The sequence below is a fragment of the Pseudomonas sp. PDM13 genome, assembly GCF_025685765.1.
Lineage (GTDB): Bacteria > Pseudomonadota > Gammaproteobacteria > Pseudomonadales > Pseudomonadaceae > Metapseudomonas > Metapseudomonas solani.
Genome location: NZ_JAOTQU010000034.1, coordinates 64,364 through 80,230 on the forward strand (window position 1 = coordinate 64,364; position 15,867 = coordinate 80,230).

Here is a 15,867-nt window from a genome sequence, read left to right on the forward strand (position 1 = left end):
CTTCCGCCGCGAAGACCTGCCGCCGGCAGTGGGCGGTGAGTGGCCGGATGCTCCATCGCGAATGAGTTCGCTCCCACCGGAGCGGGCACGATGGTGCCTGGCGGGGGCGCGATGGTGGGTTTCGCTGCGCTCTACGCCACCCTACGGGATTGGGACGGGGCGGGTTGCCCGGCGTCAGCTGCCGAGCATGCCCGCGCTGGTGGAGGGGTTGAGCATGGCCCGCAGGCGCGGGTCTTCGGTGTTGAGGGAGACCAGGTCGACGCCGCGTTTGCGCAGCTCTTCTTCCTGCTGGATGGCGGCCAGCTCGGCCATGCGCTGGGCGATCTGCTTCTCGATCTGCTCCTGCTGCTCCGGCGGCATGGCGTCGATGTCTTCTTCGGTCAGGCCCAGCTCCTTGAGGATCTTGTCGCGCATCTTCTCGCCGGCGGACTTGTTCATGTAGTCATGGAATTCCTGGGCGGCGGCGCTTTGGGCGGGTGTTTCCACGCTGGCGGCGGCGCTTTCGGCATCGGCATAGACGTCGTTGGTGAGCGTGTCGGCGCCGCTGGCCGAGGTGCTGCCATCCACGCTGCCGCTCTGCATGCTCACGCGCAGGCGGGCGAAGGCTTCGTCGTAGGCGGCGTCGCGCTGGGCGGCGGCCTGGTCGACCTTGGGCTTGGCCTGGGTCGGCTGCGGGGTGGCGGTGGGTTGTGTGGTTTGCGGGGGGACCGGACGACCGTCGCCATAACGCACGAGTTTGAGCGTGTGCGTCATGTCCTGCAGTTTGGAGCGATCGAGGCCGGAGAGGCCGGTGCCGAAGAGGCTCATGCTGAATCCATCCATAGGAAGTCCTTGTGGGCGGCTGTGCAGCAAGGCCTGTGCCAAGGGCTGGAACGCCCGTTCCAGGGCCTTCTGCCGTCGGCATGGCGGTGGCCGGGCGGCAAGGAATTGCCGCTCGCGCCCCTCCCTTTGCCGCCCCCTTGCCGCAACCTTGTAGACTGCCGCCCGATTCGCAACCGGAGCGGGAGAGGTAATGGAAGGCTTATCGCCACTGGCGGCCTATCGGCACGCGGTGGATGACCTGGGGTTCGCGCCCGATGCCGCGCAGCTGCACGCGGCCACCTTGCTGGAGGCCTGCCAGCGGGCCCTGCACCAGGGCGAGGGCGGCATCGCCGGCGTCTATCTATGGGGCCCGGTGGGGCGCGGCAAGACCTGGCTGCTGGATCGTTTCCACCAGAGCCTGCAGGTGCCCGCCCGGCGCCTGCATTTCCATCACTTCATGCGTTGGGTGCACCAGCGCCTGTTCGCCCTGACCGGCACCGCCGACCCGCTGCGCGCCCTGGCCCGCGAGCTGGCGGGGGAGGTGCGGGTGTTGTGCTTCGACGAGCTGTTCGTCAGCGACATCGGCGACGCCATCATCCTCGGCGGCCTGCTGCAGGTGATGTTCGAGGAAGGCGTGGTGCTGGTGGCCACCTCCAACCAGCCGCCGACCCAGCTCTACGCCGACGGCTTCAACCGCCAGCGCTTCGTCCCGGCCATCGAGGCCATCGAGCGGCACATGCAGGTGGTGGCGGTGGATGGCGGCCAGGACCACCGCCTGCACCCCGGCAAGGCGCAGCAACGCTACTGGGTGAGCGAGCCGGGCCAGCCGAGTGTGCTGGCCAGGCTGTTCGCCGAACTCGAGGACGCTGCCGCGAGCCATGCCGCGCCGCTGCACCTGGGCCACCGCGACATCCCCGTGCACCGCCAGGGCCCGCAGGTGCTCTGGTGCGACTACGCCGCCCTGTGCGAGTCGCCCCTGGCGGCGCTGGATTTCATCGCCCTGTGCGACCGCTTCCGCATCATCCTCCTCGGCGCGGTGCCGCGCCTGGGGGCGGCACGCCGTGAGGGGCGCATCGCCCGGGGCACTGAAGATGCCGCCGAGCGCGTGGTGGCCGGTGACCGCCAGTTGCCGCAGCTGTCGCCCCTGGACGACGGCGTGCGCCGCTTCATCGCCCTGGTGGACGAGTGCTACGACCGTCGCGTGCCCCTCTATATCGAGGCCGAGGTGCCGCTGGAGCAGCTCTATACCGAAGGCTGGCTGGAGTTCCCCTTCCGCCGCACCCTCAGCCGCCTGCGCGAGATGCAGCTGGCGCGCTTCGGCCAGGGCTGAGCCCACGCCTGCGATGGGTGGCCCTTGAGGGGCTGCCCGGCCGGCCGCATATTGGCCGGCATGAAGCCGACTTCCCCCACCGCCGCCAGCGCCCTGGCCGACTTCCACCCGGCCGTGCGGGCCTGGTTCGCCGGGCGTTTCGCCGCGCCCACCCCGGCCCAGGCCCAAGCCTGGCCGGCCATCCGCGCCGGGCGCTCGACCCTGGTGGCCGCGCCCACCGGTTCCGGCAAGACCCTCACGGCCTTTCTCGCCGCCATCGACGAGCTGGTGGAGCAGGGCCTGGCCGAGGGCGGGCTGCCGGATGCCTGCTTCGTGGTCTATGTGTCGCCGCTCAAGGCGCTGTCCAACGACATCCGCATCAACCTCGAGGAGCCCCTGGCCGGCATCCGCGAGGAATTGCAGCGCCAGGGCCTGGGCGACGTGGAGATCCGCACGGCGGTGCGCACCGGCGATACGCCCCAGGGCGAGCGCCAGGCCATGCGCAAGCGCGCGCCGCACATCCTGGTGACCACGCCCGAGTCCCTCTATGTATTGCTCGGTTCCGCCTCTGGCCGGGCCATGCTCGCCAGCTGCCGCAGCCTGATCGTCGACGAGATCCACGCCATCGCCGGGAGCAAGCGCGGCAGCCACCTGGCGCTGAGCCTGGAGCGCCTGGAAAGCCTCTGCGGCCGGCCGCTGCAGCGCATCGGCCTGTCGGCCACGCAAAAGCCCATCGAGGCGGTGGCGCGTTTCCTCGGCGGCAACCCCGCCAGCGGCGAGGCCCCGGCGCCGTCCCGCTATTGCCTGATCGTCGACGTCGGCTACAGCCGCGAGCGCGACCTGGCCATCGAGGTGCCGCCGCTGCCGCTGGAAGCGGTGATGAGCAACGACGCCTGGGAAACGGTCTACGACCGCCTGGCGCTGCTGGTGGCCGAGCACCGCACCACGCTGGTGTTCGTCAACACCCGGCGCCTGGCCGAGCGTGCCGCGCGGCACCTCTCCGAGCGCCTGGGCAACGCCGCCGTCGCCGCCCACCACGGCAGCCTGGCCCGCGAGCTGCGCCTGGACGCCGAGCAGCGCCTGAAGCGCGGCGAGCTGCGGGTGCTGGTGGCCACTGCCTCCCTGGAGCTGGGCATCGATATCGGCGATGTCGAGCTGGTCTGCCAGCTGGGTTCGCCGCGCAGCATCGCCGCCTTCCTGCAGCGCGTTGGGCGTTCCGGCCACAGCGTCGGCGGCACGCCCAAGGGGCGCCTGTTCCCGCAGTCGCGGGACGACCTGATCGAATGCGCGGCTCTGCTTGATTGCGTGCACCGGGGCGAGCTGGACAGCCTGGTGATCCCCCGGCAGCCGCTGGATGTGCTGGCCCAGCAGATCGTCGCCGAGGTGGCCAGCCAGGAGTGGGACGAGGATGCGCTGTTCGCCCTGATGACCCGCGCCGCGCCCTACGCGCAACTGAGCCGGGCCAGCTACGAGGCGGTGCTGACCATGCTCGCCGAGGGCTACAACGGCCGCGCCGGCGTGCGTGCGGCCTACCTGCACCGTGACGCGGTCAACCGCCGTCTGCGGGGGCGGCGCTCGGCGCGGCTGGTGGCGCTGACCTCCGGCGGCACCATTCCCGATGCCGGCGACTACAACGTGCTGCTGGAGCCCCAGGGCATGCAGGTGGGCACGGTGCACGAGGACTTCGCCGTGGAGAGCATCGCCGGCGATGTGTTCCAGCTGGGCAACCAGTCCTACCGCATCCTGCGGGTCGAGGCCGGGCGGGTGCGGGTGGAGGACGCCTCCGGGCAGCCGCCAAGCATCCCGTTCTGGCTGGGCGAGGCGCCGGGGCGCAGCGACGAGCTGTCCGCCGGGGTCGCGCGCCTGCGTGGGGAGATCGAGCAGGCGCTGCTGACGAGTGACGGCGAGCTGCAGCCGGTCATCGACTGGCTGGTGGCCGAGCGCGGCCTGAGCCCGACGGCGGCCCGGCAGATGGTGGAGTACCTGGCCCGCGCCCGTGCCGCCCTGGGCCGTTTGCCGACCCGCGATTGCCTGGTGATGGAGCGCTTCTTCGATGAGTCCGGCGGCATGCAGCTGATCATCCATTCGCCCCTCGGCAGCCGGGTCAACCGTGCCTGGGGGCTGGCGCTGCGCAAGCGCTTCTGCCGCAGCTTCAACTTCGAGCTGCAGGCCGCCGCCACCGAAGACGCCCTGGTGCTGTCGCTGTCCACCAGCCACAGCTTCCCGCTGGACGAGGTGTGGCGCTACCTGCACTCCAACAGCGCCGAGCACCTGCTGATCCAGGCGCTGCTGGACGCGCCGCTGTTCGGCGTGCGCTGGCGCTGGAACGCCACCTGCGCCCTGGGCCTGCCCCGTGCCTCCGGGGGCCGCAAGGTGGCGCCGCAGCTGCAGCGCATGCGCAGTGAAGACCTGCTGGCCAGCGTCTTCCCCGACCAGGTGGCCTGCCAGGAGAACCTGGTGGGCGAGCGCGAGGTGCCCGACCACCCGCTGGTGGCGCAGACCCTCGACGACTGCCTGCACGAGGCCATGGACGCCGAGGCCTGGCTGGCCCTGCTGCGACGCATGGAGAGTGGCGCCGTCGAACTGGTGGCCCGCGACCTGCCGGCGCCCTCGGCGCTGGCGGCGGAAATACTCGGTGCGCGACCCTACGCCTTTCTCGACGACGCGCCGCTGGAAGAGCGCCGTACCCAGGCGGTGCAGAACCGCCGCTGGAGCGACCCGGAATCCGCCGACGACCTCGGCGCCCTGGATGCCGAGGCCATCGTCGCCGTCGCCGAGGAAGCCTGGCCCCGGGTGCGAGATGCCGACGAGATGCACGAGGCGCTGCTGGCGTTGGGCTGTGTCACCCTTGAAGAAATCGCGGCCAACGACGGTTGGGCGGGCTGGCTGACGCAACTGGCCAAGGCCCGCCGCGCCGCCTGCCTGCACCTGGAGGATCGCCCGGCGTTCTGGCTCGCTGCCGAGCGCCTGCCACAGCTATTAGCCCTGCACCCGCTGGGCTCGTTGAAGCCGGCCATCGTCGCCCCGGCGGGCCATGACCGGCCCTGGGAGGCCGAGGCGGCGCTGGTGGAGCTGGTGCGTTCGCGCCTGGGCGGGTTCGGCCCGTTGACCCTGGCACGCCTGGCCGCCGACCTGCGCCAGGCGCCGGGGGATATCGCCTTCGCCTTGGCCGCCCTGGAGCGCGAGGGGCATGTGCTGCGCGGCCGCTTCAGCCCGGGTGTGGCGGCGGACGAGTGGTGCGAGCGCCACCTGCTGGCGCGCATCCACCGCTACACGGTCAAGCGCCTGCGGCGGGAGATCGAACCGGTGGAACCGGCCGATTTCATGCGTTTTCTCTGTGATTGGCAGCACCTCTCGGCGGGCACCCGCCTGCGTGGGGCCGAGGCCCTGGGCGGGGTGCTCGGCCTGCTGGAGGGCTACCAGGCCGCTGCGGCGGCTTGGGAGGCCGAGCTGTTGCCGACGCGGGTGGCCGACTACGGCATCAACTGGCTGGACGACCTGTGCCGCTCCGGGCGCATCGCCTGGAGCCGCCTGGCCGCCCCGGCGCGTGCTTCCAGCGGGCCCTTGCGCAGCACGCCGATCCTGCTGCTGCCACGCAAGAGCCAGGGCACCTGGCGGGCCTGTGCCGGCGCCGGACCGGTGGCCGAGCCGTCGCCCCGCGCGGCCCGCGTGCGGGAGGTGCTGGCCGGGCAGGGCGCGTTGTTCTTCGATGAATTGCTGGACGAGACCCGCCTGCTGCGCAGCGAGCTGGAGGATTGCCTCGGCGAGCTGGTGGCCCTGGGGTTGGCCAGCGCCGACAGCTTCGCCGGCCTGCGCTCGCTGCTGCTGCCCGCCGCACGGCGCAGCCGCAACGACCGCCGTGCGCGCCTGGCGCTGGCGAACATGCAGGACGCCGGGCGCTGGTCGCTGCTGCGGGGGCGGGGCGAGGAGGGTGGCGCACCGCCTGCCGAGGCTTTGGAGCATGTCGCCCGCACCTTGCTGCGTCGCTACGGCGTGGTCTGCTGGCGCCTGCTGGAGCGCGAGGCGGATTGGCTGCCCAGCTGGCGCGAGCTGCTGCGCGTCTATCACCGCCTGGAGGCGCGGGGGGAGATACGCGGCGGGCGCTTCGTCGCCGGCGTGGCGGGCGAGCAGTTCGCTCTGCCCGACGCAGTGGGCCTGCTGCGCGAGGTGCGCAAGCGGCCGCTGACGGGCGAGCTGGTGCGGTTCTCCGCCTGCGACCCGCTCAACCTGCTGGGCACGCTGCTGCCGGGCACCAAGGTGCCCGCCGTGGTGGGCAACCGCCTGCTGCTGCGCGACGGCGTGCCGGTGGCGACCCTGGTGGCCGGCAAGGTCAACCTGCTGCAGGCGGCCGACGGCTTCAGCGCCGCCGAGTGGCAGGCCGCGCTCATCCGCCAACCCACCGCCAGCGCCCTCCAGGGCCATGGCGCCAGGCGCATGACGCTGCGGCCGTAAAATGGTCGGGTTGCATCTGGCCTGCCATGGCGCGGTGCGTAGGTTGGCGCCGAGCGTAGCGAGGCCCAACGATGCGGGGTTCGGCCGTGTTGCGTTGGGCTTCGTACCTCAACCCAACCTACGTGGCACCGCGTTTGCCTGGGGCACCGCCGGTGGATGAAAAGAGCGCCATCCACCCTACGCAGTGGTCGGCTTCGTGTTTGGGTGGGCCTCGGCTTGCTCCCTGTGGGAGCGGCTTCAGCCGCGAAAGACCCACCGTCGGCACCTGGCTACGGGTTGTCGGGCATTCCCTCGCGAATAAATTCGCGCCTACAGACTCCGCTGAACGCTTCGCGAGCAGAGCTCGCTCCTACGGGCGTGGCCCGGAGCGATGGGCGCGCGGCGGGGCCAGATGATTCCGTTTCGGCTTATTCAGCCTTTTCATCGAACATTTTCAGACGTTACCGCTTGATCGGGCCTTGGTACTTTTCGGCGGCAGCTATGCTCTTTTTGGGCTCGTTCGAGGAGTAAGAGCAATGGATTTTTTCGCCACCCCCGCTTCGCCACCTTCCCCTTCACCCGCTAGCAGGTCATTGGCCCCCTGGTGCGTGCTGGTGATCGACGACGACCCGGAGGTCCACGCGGTAACCCGGCTGGCTCTGCGCGGCTTCGAGTTCCAGCAGCGGCCGCTGGAGCTGCTGTCGGCCTACTCGGCGACGGAGGCGCGGGAGACCTTCCGCCAGCGCGGCGACATCGCCCTGGCCCTGGTGGATGTGGTGATGGAAACCGAGCATGCCGGGCTGGACCTGGTGCGCTACCTGCGCGAGGAGTGCGACAACCGCATGACGCGCCTGGTGCTGCGCACCGGGCAGGCCGGCCAGGCGCCGGAGGACCAGGTCATCCGCGAATACGAGGTGGACGACTACAAGGAGAAGACCGAGCTCACCACCCAGAAGCTGCGCACCCTGCTGTATTCCATGCTCCGCGCCTACCGCGACCTGGGGGTGATCGACGCCCAGCGCAAGGGCCTGAGCAATGTGCTGGAGGCCTGCGCCCAGGTGCAGAACGCCGCCACCCTCAAGCTGTTCTCCTCTACGGTGCTGGAGCAGCTCACCTCGCTGCTGTGCCTGGGCGACTCGGCGCTCTATTGCCTGATCCGCACCGACGACCACGAGCCGCAGACCCGCACCCTGGCGGCCACCGGGGAGTTCGTCCACTACGAGCCGGACTCGGCGCTGGAGAAGCTGCCGCCCGAAGTGGCCGAGCGTTTCGACCAGGTGCTGCAGCTCGGCTCCTCGCAGCACTTCGACGATGCCTACGTGCTGTTCCGCCGCAACGACCGGGGTGGCGCCAGCCTGCTCTACGTCACCCATGTGGAGCCGCTCAGCGACCTGGACCGGCAACTGCTGGAAATCTACGTGCGCAGCGTGGCGATCACCTTCGAGAACATCCACCTGATGGAGGACCTGCAAGCCACCTCCAAGGAGCTGGTCTACACCCTGGCCAACGCCGTGGAGGCGCGCAGCAAGGAAACCGGCGCCCACGTGCAGCGGGTGGCGCTGTTCAGCGAACTGCTGGCGCGCCTGCACGGCCTGCCCGAGCGCGAGGTGCAGTTGATCCAGCACGCCTCCCCCCTGCATGACATCGGCAAGGTGGCGATCCCCGACGCCATCCTGCACAAGCCCGGCAAGCTCGACGAGGCCGAATGGGCGCTGATGAAGAAGCACGTCGACTACGGCGTGGACATCCTTCAGCGTTCGCGCCGCGAGCTGATGCGCGTGGGGGCGGTGATCGCCGGCAGCCACCACGAGCGCTGGGACGGCCGCGGCTACCCGCGTGGGCTGGCGGGGGAGGACATTCCCCTGAGCGGGCGCATCGTCGCCCTGGCCGACGTGTTCGATGCCCTCGGTTCACGGCGCAGCTACAAGGAGCCCTGGACCCCGGAGCAGGTGCTGGAGTTGATCCGCACCGAGCGTGGCGCTCATTTCGACCCGTACCTGGTGGACCTGCTGCTGGCCAACCACGAGGAGTTCCTGGCCATCCGCGAGCGCTACCCGGACGAGCCCGAGTCATGAGCCCGGCCCTTGAACGGTCTGCGCCGTCGCGGATCGGCCGCAGCCTGTCTTCCAGCCTGGTGCGCATCAACCTGCTGTGCGCCTGCCTGCTCGGCCTGGCCATCAGCGTGGTGCAGGTGGGCCTGGACTATTACCGCGCCCGCGAGCAGCCGGACGGCGACATGCAGGCCCTGTTCGACATGGTGCGCGAGCCGGTCACGGCGGTGGTCTTCAGCCTAGACCCGCGCACCGCCAGCGACCTGCTCAGCGGCATGCTCAAGCAACCGGCCCTGGCTTCGGCGCGCATCCTGTTGCCTGAAGGCAAGGTGTTCGCCGAGCACCACCGCGAACTGGGCGCGCAGGAGGGGCGGCGCCTCAACGACCTGCTGTTCGGCGCCACCCTGCATTTCCAGTGGCCCCTGCAGGCGGACCTGCCCGGTGCCGGCCAGCGCGAGGAGCTGGGCACCCTGCAGGTGGAGGTGGACACTTACCGCTACGGGCGGGACTTTCTCGACCGCGCGCTGATCACCCTGCTGGGCAGCCTGTTCTACGCCCTGGCCATCTCCGCCATCCTGCTGCTGGTGTTCTACCTGTGGGTGACGCGGCCGCTGCGCAGCCTGATCCTGTCCATCGCCCGGGTGGACATCGACGCGCCGGAAACCACCCGCCTGCAGGAGCCCCCCGGCCACGCCGATAACGAGATCGGCGTGCTGGTGCGCTCCACCAACCAGCACCTGCAGGCCATCGGCGACAACCTGCGCCAGGTGCGCGAGGCCGAGGGCAAGCTGAAGTTCTATTCCGACCAGCTCGAATCCACCGTCGCCGAACGCACCCGTGAGCTGTCCCAGAGCGTGCGCCAGTTGCAGGCGGCGCAGCGGCAGCTGATCGAGTCGGAGAAGCTGGCGGCCCTGGGCGGGCTGGTGGCGGGCGTGGCCCACGAGGTGAACACGCCGCTGGGCATCGCGGTGACCGCGTCCTCGGTGCTCTCCGAGGCGCTGTCGGACCTGCGCACCCAGTTCCAGGCACAGACCCTCACCAGCGACAGCTTCCAGGCGCTGCTGGAACTGGCCCACGACAGCAATGGCATGCTGGCCAACAACATCGGCCGCGCCGCCAAGCTGATCAGCGACTTCAAGCAGACGGCGGTGGACCAGGTGTCCGAGGCCCGTTGCGAGTTCGAAGTACGCCAGGTGCTGGAGGCGCTGATCGCCAGCCTGCACCCGGAGACGCGCAAGGTGCCTGTGGCGGTGCAACTGGACTGCGAGGCGGGCCTGCACATGCGCAGCCTGCCGGGGGTGCTGACCCAGGTGGTGGCCAACTTGATTCTCAACAGCGTGCGCCATGCCTTCGCCGAAACGCCCGAGGCGCACATCGAGCTGCGGGTGCGCAGCGAGGGGGAGGGCATCGAGCTGGACTACCGCGACAACGGCTGCGGGGTGCCGGCGGAGCTGCACGAGCGCATCTTCGAGCCCTTCTTCACCACCCGGCGCGGCACCGGCGGCACCGGGCTGGGGCTGAACATCGTTTACAACCTGGTCACCCGCAAGCTGCAGGGGCGCCTGGAGTTCCACTCCGAAGAGGGCGAGGGAGTGCGCTTCCTGCTGTGGCTGCCGCGCCGCCTGGCGATGGCCGATGAAGCCACGGCGTCCATCGATTCCGCGGAGGGTGACGCATGAGAACCATGGTGATCGCGCTGCTGTGCAGCCTGCTGTCCGTGCCGGCCTGGGCCGAGCGCGTGACCATCGCCGCCGAGGACGATTGGGCGCCGTATTCCTCCATCGGCAATGACGGCTCCTCGGCCCAGGGCTTCGCCGTGGACCTGGTGCGCGCGGCCCTCGCCACCCAGGACATCGAGGTGGATTTCCTCACCGTGCCCTTCTCCCGCTGCCTGTTCTACGCCCAGGGCACCCGTGCGGTGGCCTGTTTCGACGTAACCATCACCGAAGCCAACCGCGACCAGTACATCTGGCACCCGACGCCGTTGTTCGAGGAGGGGCTGGCGATCTTCGGCCCCGCCGACGAGCCGCGCACCGACATGGGCGCCAAGGACCTGGCCGGCAAGGTGGTAGGCATCACCAACGGCTACACCTACCCGACCTCCTTCATGGAGGACCCGGCCATCCACCGCTACAACGCCAACTCCGACAGCCAGCTGTTGCAGATGCTGGTGGCCGGGCGGGTGGACTACATCCTGCTCAACACCATGCCGGGCTACATGCGCATCAACCAGGACCCGCACCTGCGCGGCAAGGTGAAACTCACCGGGGTGCTGCAGACCGACGGCTTCTGGCTGGCCTTCTCCAAGGCCCACCCGGACGGCGCGCGCATCGCCAAGGCCTTCGAAAAAGGCCTCCAGGCCCTGCACAAGAGCGGCCGCTACGCGAGCATGGAGGCGGACTTCCGCAAGCGTTACCAGCAGTGATGGGTAGCCCGTCGGGTTGCACCCGACCTACAGATGCACGGCGTCATTGGCTGCTGTGTAGGGGCGACTTCAGTCGCCAAGCAGCCCGCAGGGCTGCCCAGACATAGTGTCTCCGGTTGCACCATTGTCCGCGTCGGGCACGGCGCCTCAGGCGCTTCCCGTGGGAGCGGCTTCAGCCGCGAAAGACTTGCAGTCGGCACGTGGCTGCGAGTGGTCGGATATCCCATCGCGAATGAATTCGCTCCCACCCAGCAAGAGCTTCGCGAGCAGAGCTCGCTCCTACGGGATCGTGCCCTCTTTGTGGGAGCGGCTTCAGCCGCGAAAGACTTTCAGCCGGCACGTGGCTGCGAGTGGTCGGATATCCCATCGCGAATGAACTCGCTCCCACGGGAATGAAGGGGAAGGGGGATTTCGCGGGGGTTGCCGGCTCGTTAGACTGGCCGCTCCTTCCCGCTTCGATGGCCGATTCCCATGGCACTGCACACCTGGCTGATTTACCTGCTGGCCGTTCTCGGCCTTTCCCTCACGCCCGGGCCGAATGCGTTGTTGGCGCTGTCCCATGGGGCGTTGCATGGCCACCGCCGGGCGCTGTTCACCATTGCCGGCGGGGCGCTGGGTTTCGTGCTGATCATGGCCTTGTCGATGTTCGGCATCGGTGCGCTGCTCAAGGCCTCGGCCGATGCGCTGACGGTGCTCAAGGTGGCCGGCGGGCTGTACCTGATCTGGCTCGGCGTGCAGCTCTGGCGGGCGCCGCCGGTGCAGGTTTCCTCCGATGGCGAGGGCCAGCGTCGCAGCGGCGTCAGCCTGTTCCGCCAGGGCATGTTCTCGGCGGTTTCCAACCCCAAGGTGATCCTGTTCTTCGGCGCCTTCCTCTCGCAGTTCCTCGACCCGGCGCAGCCGCTGTGGCTGCAGTTCCTGGTGATGACCCTGACCTTCGTGCTGATCGAGGCGCTGGTGGAGTACCTGCTGGCGCGCCTGGCCCACCGCGTGCGGCCCTGGCTGGCGCGCAGCGGCAAGGGCTTCAACCGCTGCTGTGGGGCGCTGTTCGCTGCTGCCGGGTTGGCGCTGCCGCTGACCCGCTAGGGGTCAGCCGGCACGCGCCGAAGGGTCCTGCCGCTCGCTGCGCTGGCGCGGCTGCACGCTTTTCTGCAGCAATCCCTTGACCCGTGAGGCCAGGGATTCGATGGCGAAGGGCTTGGCCAGCACCTCCATGCCCGACTCCAGCTGCTCGTTGTCGAACAGGCTGTTCTGCGCATAGCCGGTGATGAACAGCACCCGCAGCTCCGGGCGCAGGCGCCGGGCGAGTCGGGCCATTTCCTTGCCGTTCATGCCGCCGGGCAGGCCGACATCGGCCAGCAGCAGGTCGATGCGCTGTTCGCTGTCCAGCAGGGCCAGGCCCGAGGCGCCATCCACCGCTTCCAGCACCTGATAGCCCAGGTCGCGCAGCACCTCGCCGATGAGCATGCGCAGGGGCGACTCGTCATCCACCACCAGCACCGTGGCCTGGCGTTCGGCCCGGGGTGCGAACTCCGGCCCGGTGTTGTGCTCGATGCGTTCCTCGCCGTGGTGGCGGGGCAGGTGGATATAGAGGCTGGTGCCTTCGCCCGGCTGCGAGGCGATCTGCACCGCGCCGCCGGACTGGCGGGCAAAGCCGTAGACCATCGACAGGCCGAGGCCCGTGCCCTGGCCCACCGGCTTGGTGGTGAAGAAGGGGTCGAAGACGCGGGCGATCACCTCTTCCGCCATGCCGGTGCCGGTGTCGGTCACGCACAGCGACAAGTACTCACCCACTGCCAGGCCCAGCTCGCCCGCGCGGGGTTCCACCAGGCGGTGGTTACAGGTGCCGATGCTGAGGCGGCCGCCGCCGGGCATGGCGTCGCGGGCGTTGATGCAGATGTTGAGCAGGGCGCTTTCCAGCTGGTTGGGGTCCACCAGCACGGTCCACAGCTCGGGGCCGCTGAGCACTTCCACCTCGATCATCGGGCCCATGGTGCGGCTGATCAGTTCCTGCATGCCGGCCACCAGGCGGTTGACGTTGGTGGGCTTGGGGTCCAGGGCCTGGCGGCGGGAGAAGGCCAGCAGGCGGTGGGTCAGGGTGGCGGCACGTTCGGCGGCGGTGCGCGCGGTGGAGATGTAGCGGTCCAGCTCGCCGGTGCGGCCCTGGGACACCCGCAGCTTGAGCAGCTCCAGGCTGCCGCTGATGCCGGCCAGGAGGTTGTTGAAGTCGTGGGCGAGGCCGCCGGTGAGCTGGCCGACCGCTTCCATCTTCTGGCTCTGGCGCAGCAGCTCTTCGGTCTGGCGCAGGGTTTCGGCGCGTTCGCGCTCCTGGGTGATGTCGCGGCCGATGGCGCTGATATGGCCTTCGCCGGGGCTGGATGACCAGCTGATCCAGCGGTAGCTGCCGTCCTTGTGGCGCATGCGGCAGTCGAAGTCGCGCAGGGTTTCGCCCTGCATCAGGCTGTGGCTGGCGCCCCAGGCGAGGGACAGGTCATCGCTGTGCACCAGGTCCAGGGAGCTGACGCCCACCAGCTCCTTCTCGGTCCAGCCCAGTACCCGCTCGAGTGCCGGGTTGGCGGCGGTGATGGTCATGTCCAGGCGGGTGATCAGCATCACGTCGGGCGACAGGTTCCACAGGCGGTTGCGATCGCGGGTGCGGTCGGCCACCTGGCGCTCCAGGGTCTGGGTGAGCTGGCGCAACTGCTGTTCGGCCACCCGCTGCGCCGTGGTCTCGATCACGGTGTCGAGCACGCCCACCACCTCGCCGCGCTCGTCGCGCACCGGGCTGTAGCAGAAGGTGAAGTAGCAGCGCTCCAGGCGCCCGTTGCGGTCCACCTCCAGCGGGAAGTCTTCGATGAAGGTGGCCTCGCCGGTGAAGGCGCGGTCGGCGATGGGGCCGATGCTGTACCAGGCCTCCCGCCATACATCGTCGAAGGGCCGACCAAGGGCCTCGGGCTTGGCCCCGAGAATCGGCTTGAAGGCGTCGTTGTAGAGGGTGATGCGCTCGGGCCCCCAGAACAGGCAACTGGGGAAGTGCGAGGCGAGCATCATCTCCACGGCCACCCGCAGACTGGCGGGCCAGGTGGTGATGGGACCGAGGGGCGTCCGTGCCCAGTCGAGTTCGCGTACCCGCCGGCTCATCGGGCCGGGGGCAGCGGGGAAGGATGTGGCGTCCATGGCGTTGTCCGTTGGAACAGGCAAGCAATATCGGTCATGACGGCCGCCTTGACCACCTTCCGGGCGATAAAAAACGCTGACTGGCGCACACCCAGGCGGTTCGTTCGTCGCTTGCCCGCCGGGGCGTTGAACGCTCGTACCAATGCTGGCAGGGTGGTTGCCCTGTTTTGCTTCCGGAAACCCGCCCATGAGCTTCGACCCCTCCCTGCTGGCCAAGGCCCGCCACCTCGTGGTGTTCACCGGGGCCGGCATCTCCGCCGAAAGCGGCATCCCCACCTTTCGTGACCGCCTGACCGGACTCTGGGAGCGCTACGAGGCGAGCGAGCTGGCCAGCGCCGAGGGCTTCCGCCGTGACCCGGCCCTGGTCTGGGGCTGGTACGAGTGGCGCCGCACCCTGGTGCACCGCGCCCAGCCCAATGCCGGGCACCAGGCCATCGCCCGCCTGGCCGCCCTGGTGCCGAAATTCACCTTGATCACCCAGAACGTCGACGACCTCCACGAGCGCGCCGGCAGCCGCGAGGCGCTGCACCTGCATGGTCGCCTCGATGCGCTGCGCTGCTTCGCCTGCACGCGGCCGGCGCTGGAAATTCCCGAGCCTGACGAGCCGAACGAAGGGCGCCGGGTGGAGCCGCCGCGCTGCACCCGTTGCAACGGCAAGCTGCGCCCGGGCGTGGTGTGGTTCGGCGAGCAGTTGCCGGGGGACGTGCTGCGTGCGGCCTTCACGGCGGCCGAGGAATGCGACCTGCTGCTGTCCATCGGCACCTCGGGCGTGGTCGAGCCGGCCGCGAGCATTCCGCGCCTGGCGCTGAGGGCGGGCGCCACCGTGTTGCACCTCAACACCCAGCCGGTGGCGGTGCAGGGCGAGCGTGAGTTCGCCCTGGCGGGCCCGGCCGGCGAGTTGCTGCCGGCGCTGTTGCAACAGGCGTTCGGCGCTGACGCCTAGGCATCATCTCAACGGGGTGGCCAGCGGCTCAGGCGCTGCGCTGTTCGGCCTGTTCGAGCAGCGCCAGCAGGTCGTCGACCGTGGCTTCTAGGTAGAGGCCGGCCTTGTAGTCGCGCAGCACCTCGTCACCGGCGCCGATCACCGCTTGCGGGCGCTCGACGAACAGCCCCACCGGCTCGAACGCGGCGTCGAGCACCATCACCAGCGGGATGGAAATCCTGTCGAGGTTCAGGCGCGCCTTGAGGTCGTCCTCGGCGCGGCCCTTGGTGATCACCGCCAGGTCGATCAGCGGCTGGCTGCGGCAGATGAAGTCGAGCACCGAGACGTTGATCTGGCAGTCCGGGCACCACATCTCGCCCACCACCAGCAGGTGGTAGCGGCGCTCGATGCGTTGCAGCCGGGTGAGCGCCGCCGGGGCGATGCAGCCGGGCGTCGCGAGCTTCTGCACCACTGCATTGGCGGCATCCCGCTCGGTGGGCAGGCCGCTGCGGAGGAAGTCGGCGAAGCCCTGGCCGATGTCGAACAGCTGCTGGTAAGACGCCATGGAAGGCCTCCTGGGAACGATGGGAAGAGGCGGGCATCCCAGCAGAAAAGTGGCGCTCGCATCAAGTGTTGCTGCCGCTTTTGCCAGGTAGACGGGGCACCTTTGATCCAGCTTGCGGGGCTGGGTATCGCTCTGTTGGGCCTCGCCGCGCTCGGCGCCAACCTACGGCACCTTGCGCAACCCATCGTC

10 protein-coding genes are annotated in these 15,867 nt (G+C 69.6%); 7 read left to right on the forward strand and 3 right to left on the reverse strand.

Annotation, left to right across the window (positions count from 1 at the left end; all coding sequences use genetic code 11):
- Positions 1–174 precede the first annotated feature (174 nt).
- Complete coding sequence (locus OEJ36_RS27285; protein WP_263404183.1) at positions 175–822, reverse strand: hypothetical protein; 648 nt, start codon at positions 820–822, stop codon at positions 175–177.
- Between the two features lie 190 nt (positions 823–1,012).
- On the opposite strand from OEJ36_RS27285, the gene zapE reads away from it, so the two are divergent.
- From zapE to OEJ36_RS27315, 6 genes are all read left to right on the forward strand, one after another.
- Positions 1,013–2,131, forward strand: a complete 1,119-nt coding sequence (zapE, locus tag OEJ36_RS27290) for a cell division protein ZapE (protein ID WP_263404184.1) — start codon at positions 1,013–1,015, stop codon at positions 2,129–2,131.
- A 60-nt stretch (positions 2,132–2,191) separates the two neighbouring features.
- The gene (locus OEJ36_RS27295) at positions 2,192–6,562 is read left to right on the forward strand and encodes a DEAD/DEAH box helicase (protein WP_263404185.1); all 4,371 of its coding nucleotides are present in this window, start codon (positions 2,192–2,194) and stop codon (positions 6,560–6,562) included.
- A 593-nt stretch (positions 6,563–7,155) separates the two neighbouring features.
- Complete coding sequence (locus OEJ36_RS27300; protein WP_263404186.1) at positions 7,156–8,616, forward strand: DUF3369 domain-containing protein; 1,461 nt, start codon at positions 7,156–7,158, stop codon at positions 8,614–8,616.
- Entirely contained in the window at positions 8,613–10,271 is a 1,659-nt protein-coding gene (locus OEJ36_RS27305; RefSeq protein WP_263404187.1) for an ATP-binding protein, read from the forward strand. The genes OEJ36_RS27300 and OEJ36_RS27305 overlap by 4 nt, the downstream gene beginning before the upstream one ends.
- Positions 10,268–11,017: a substrate-binding periplasmic protein gene (locus tag OEJ36_RS27310; RefSeq protein WP_263404188.1), complete on the forward strand. Its 750-nt coding sequence runs from the start codon at positions 10,268–10,270 to the stop codon at positions 11,015–11,017. The genes OEJ36_RS27305 and OEJ36_RS27310 overlap by 4 nt, the downstream gene beginning before the upstream one ends.
- A 471-nt stretch (positions 11,018–11,488) precedes the next feature.
- Positions 11,489–12,100, forward strand: a complete 612-nt coding sequence (locus OEJ36_RS27315) for a LysE family translocator (protein ID WP_263404189.1) — start codon at positions 11,489–11,491, stop codon at positions 12,098–12,100.
- A 3-nt stretch (positions 12,101–12,103) separates the two neighbouring features.
- On the opposite strand, the gene OEJ36_RS27320 is transcribed toward OEJ36_RS27315, so the two are convergent.
- Positions 12,104–14,191 (reverse strand): PAS domain-containing sensor histidine kinase, encoded by a 2,088-nt coding sequence (locus tag OEJ36_RS27320; protein ID WP_263404190.1) that lies wholly within the window; start codon positions 14,189–14,191, stop codon positions 12,104–12,106.
- 187 nt (positions 14,192–14,378) lie between these two features.
- Between OEJ36_RS27320 and OEJ36_RS27325 the strand changes: the two genes are divergently transcribed.
- Positions 14,379–15,134 carry an SIR2 family NAD-dependent protein deacylase gene (locus tag OEJ36_RS27325; RefSeq protein ID WP_263404191.1) on the forward strand — a complete coding sequence of 252 codons (756 nt, stop codon included), beginning with the start codon at positions 14,379–14,381 and terminating at the stop codon, positions 15,132–15,134.
- Positions 15,135–15,162: 28 nt separating this feature from the next.
- Here OEJ36_RS27325 and OEJ36_RS27330 read toward each other — a convergent pair whose 3' ends face one another.
- A complete protein-coding gene (locus OEJ36_RS27330; protein WP_263404192.1) occupies positions 15,163–15,678 on the reverse strand; it encodes a thioredoxin family protein in 516 nt (171 codons plus the stop codon).
- Positions 15,679–15,867 lie beyond the last annotated feature (189 nt).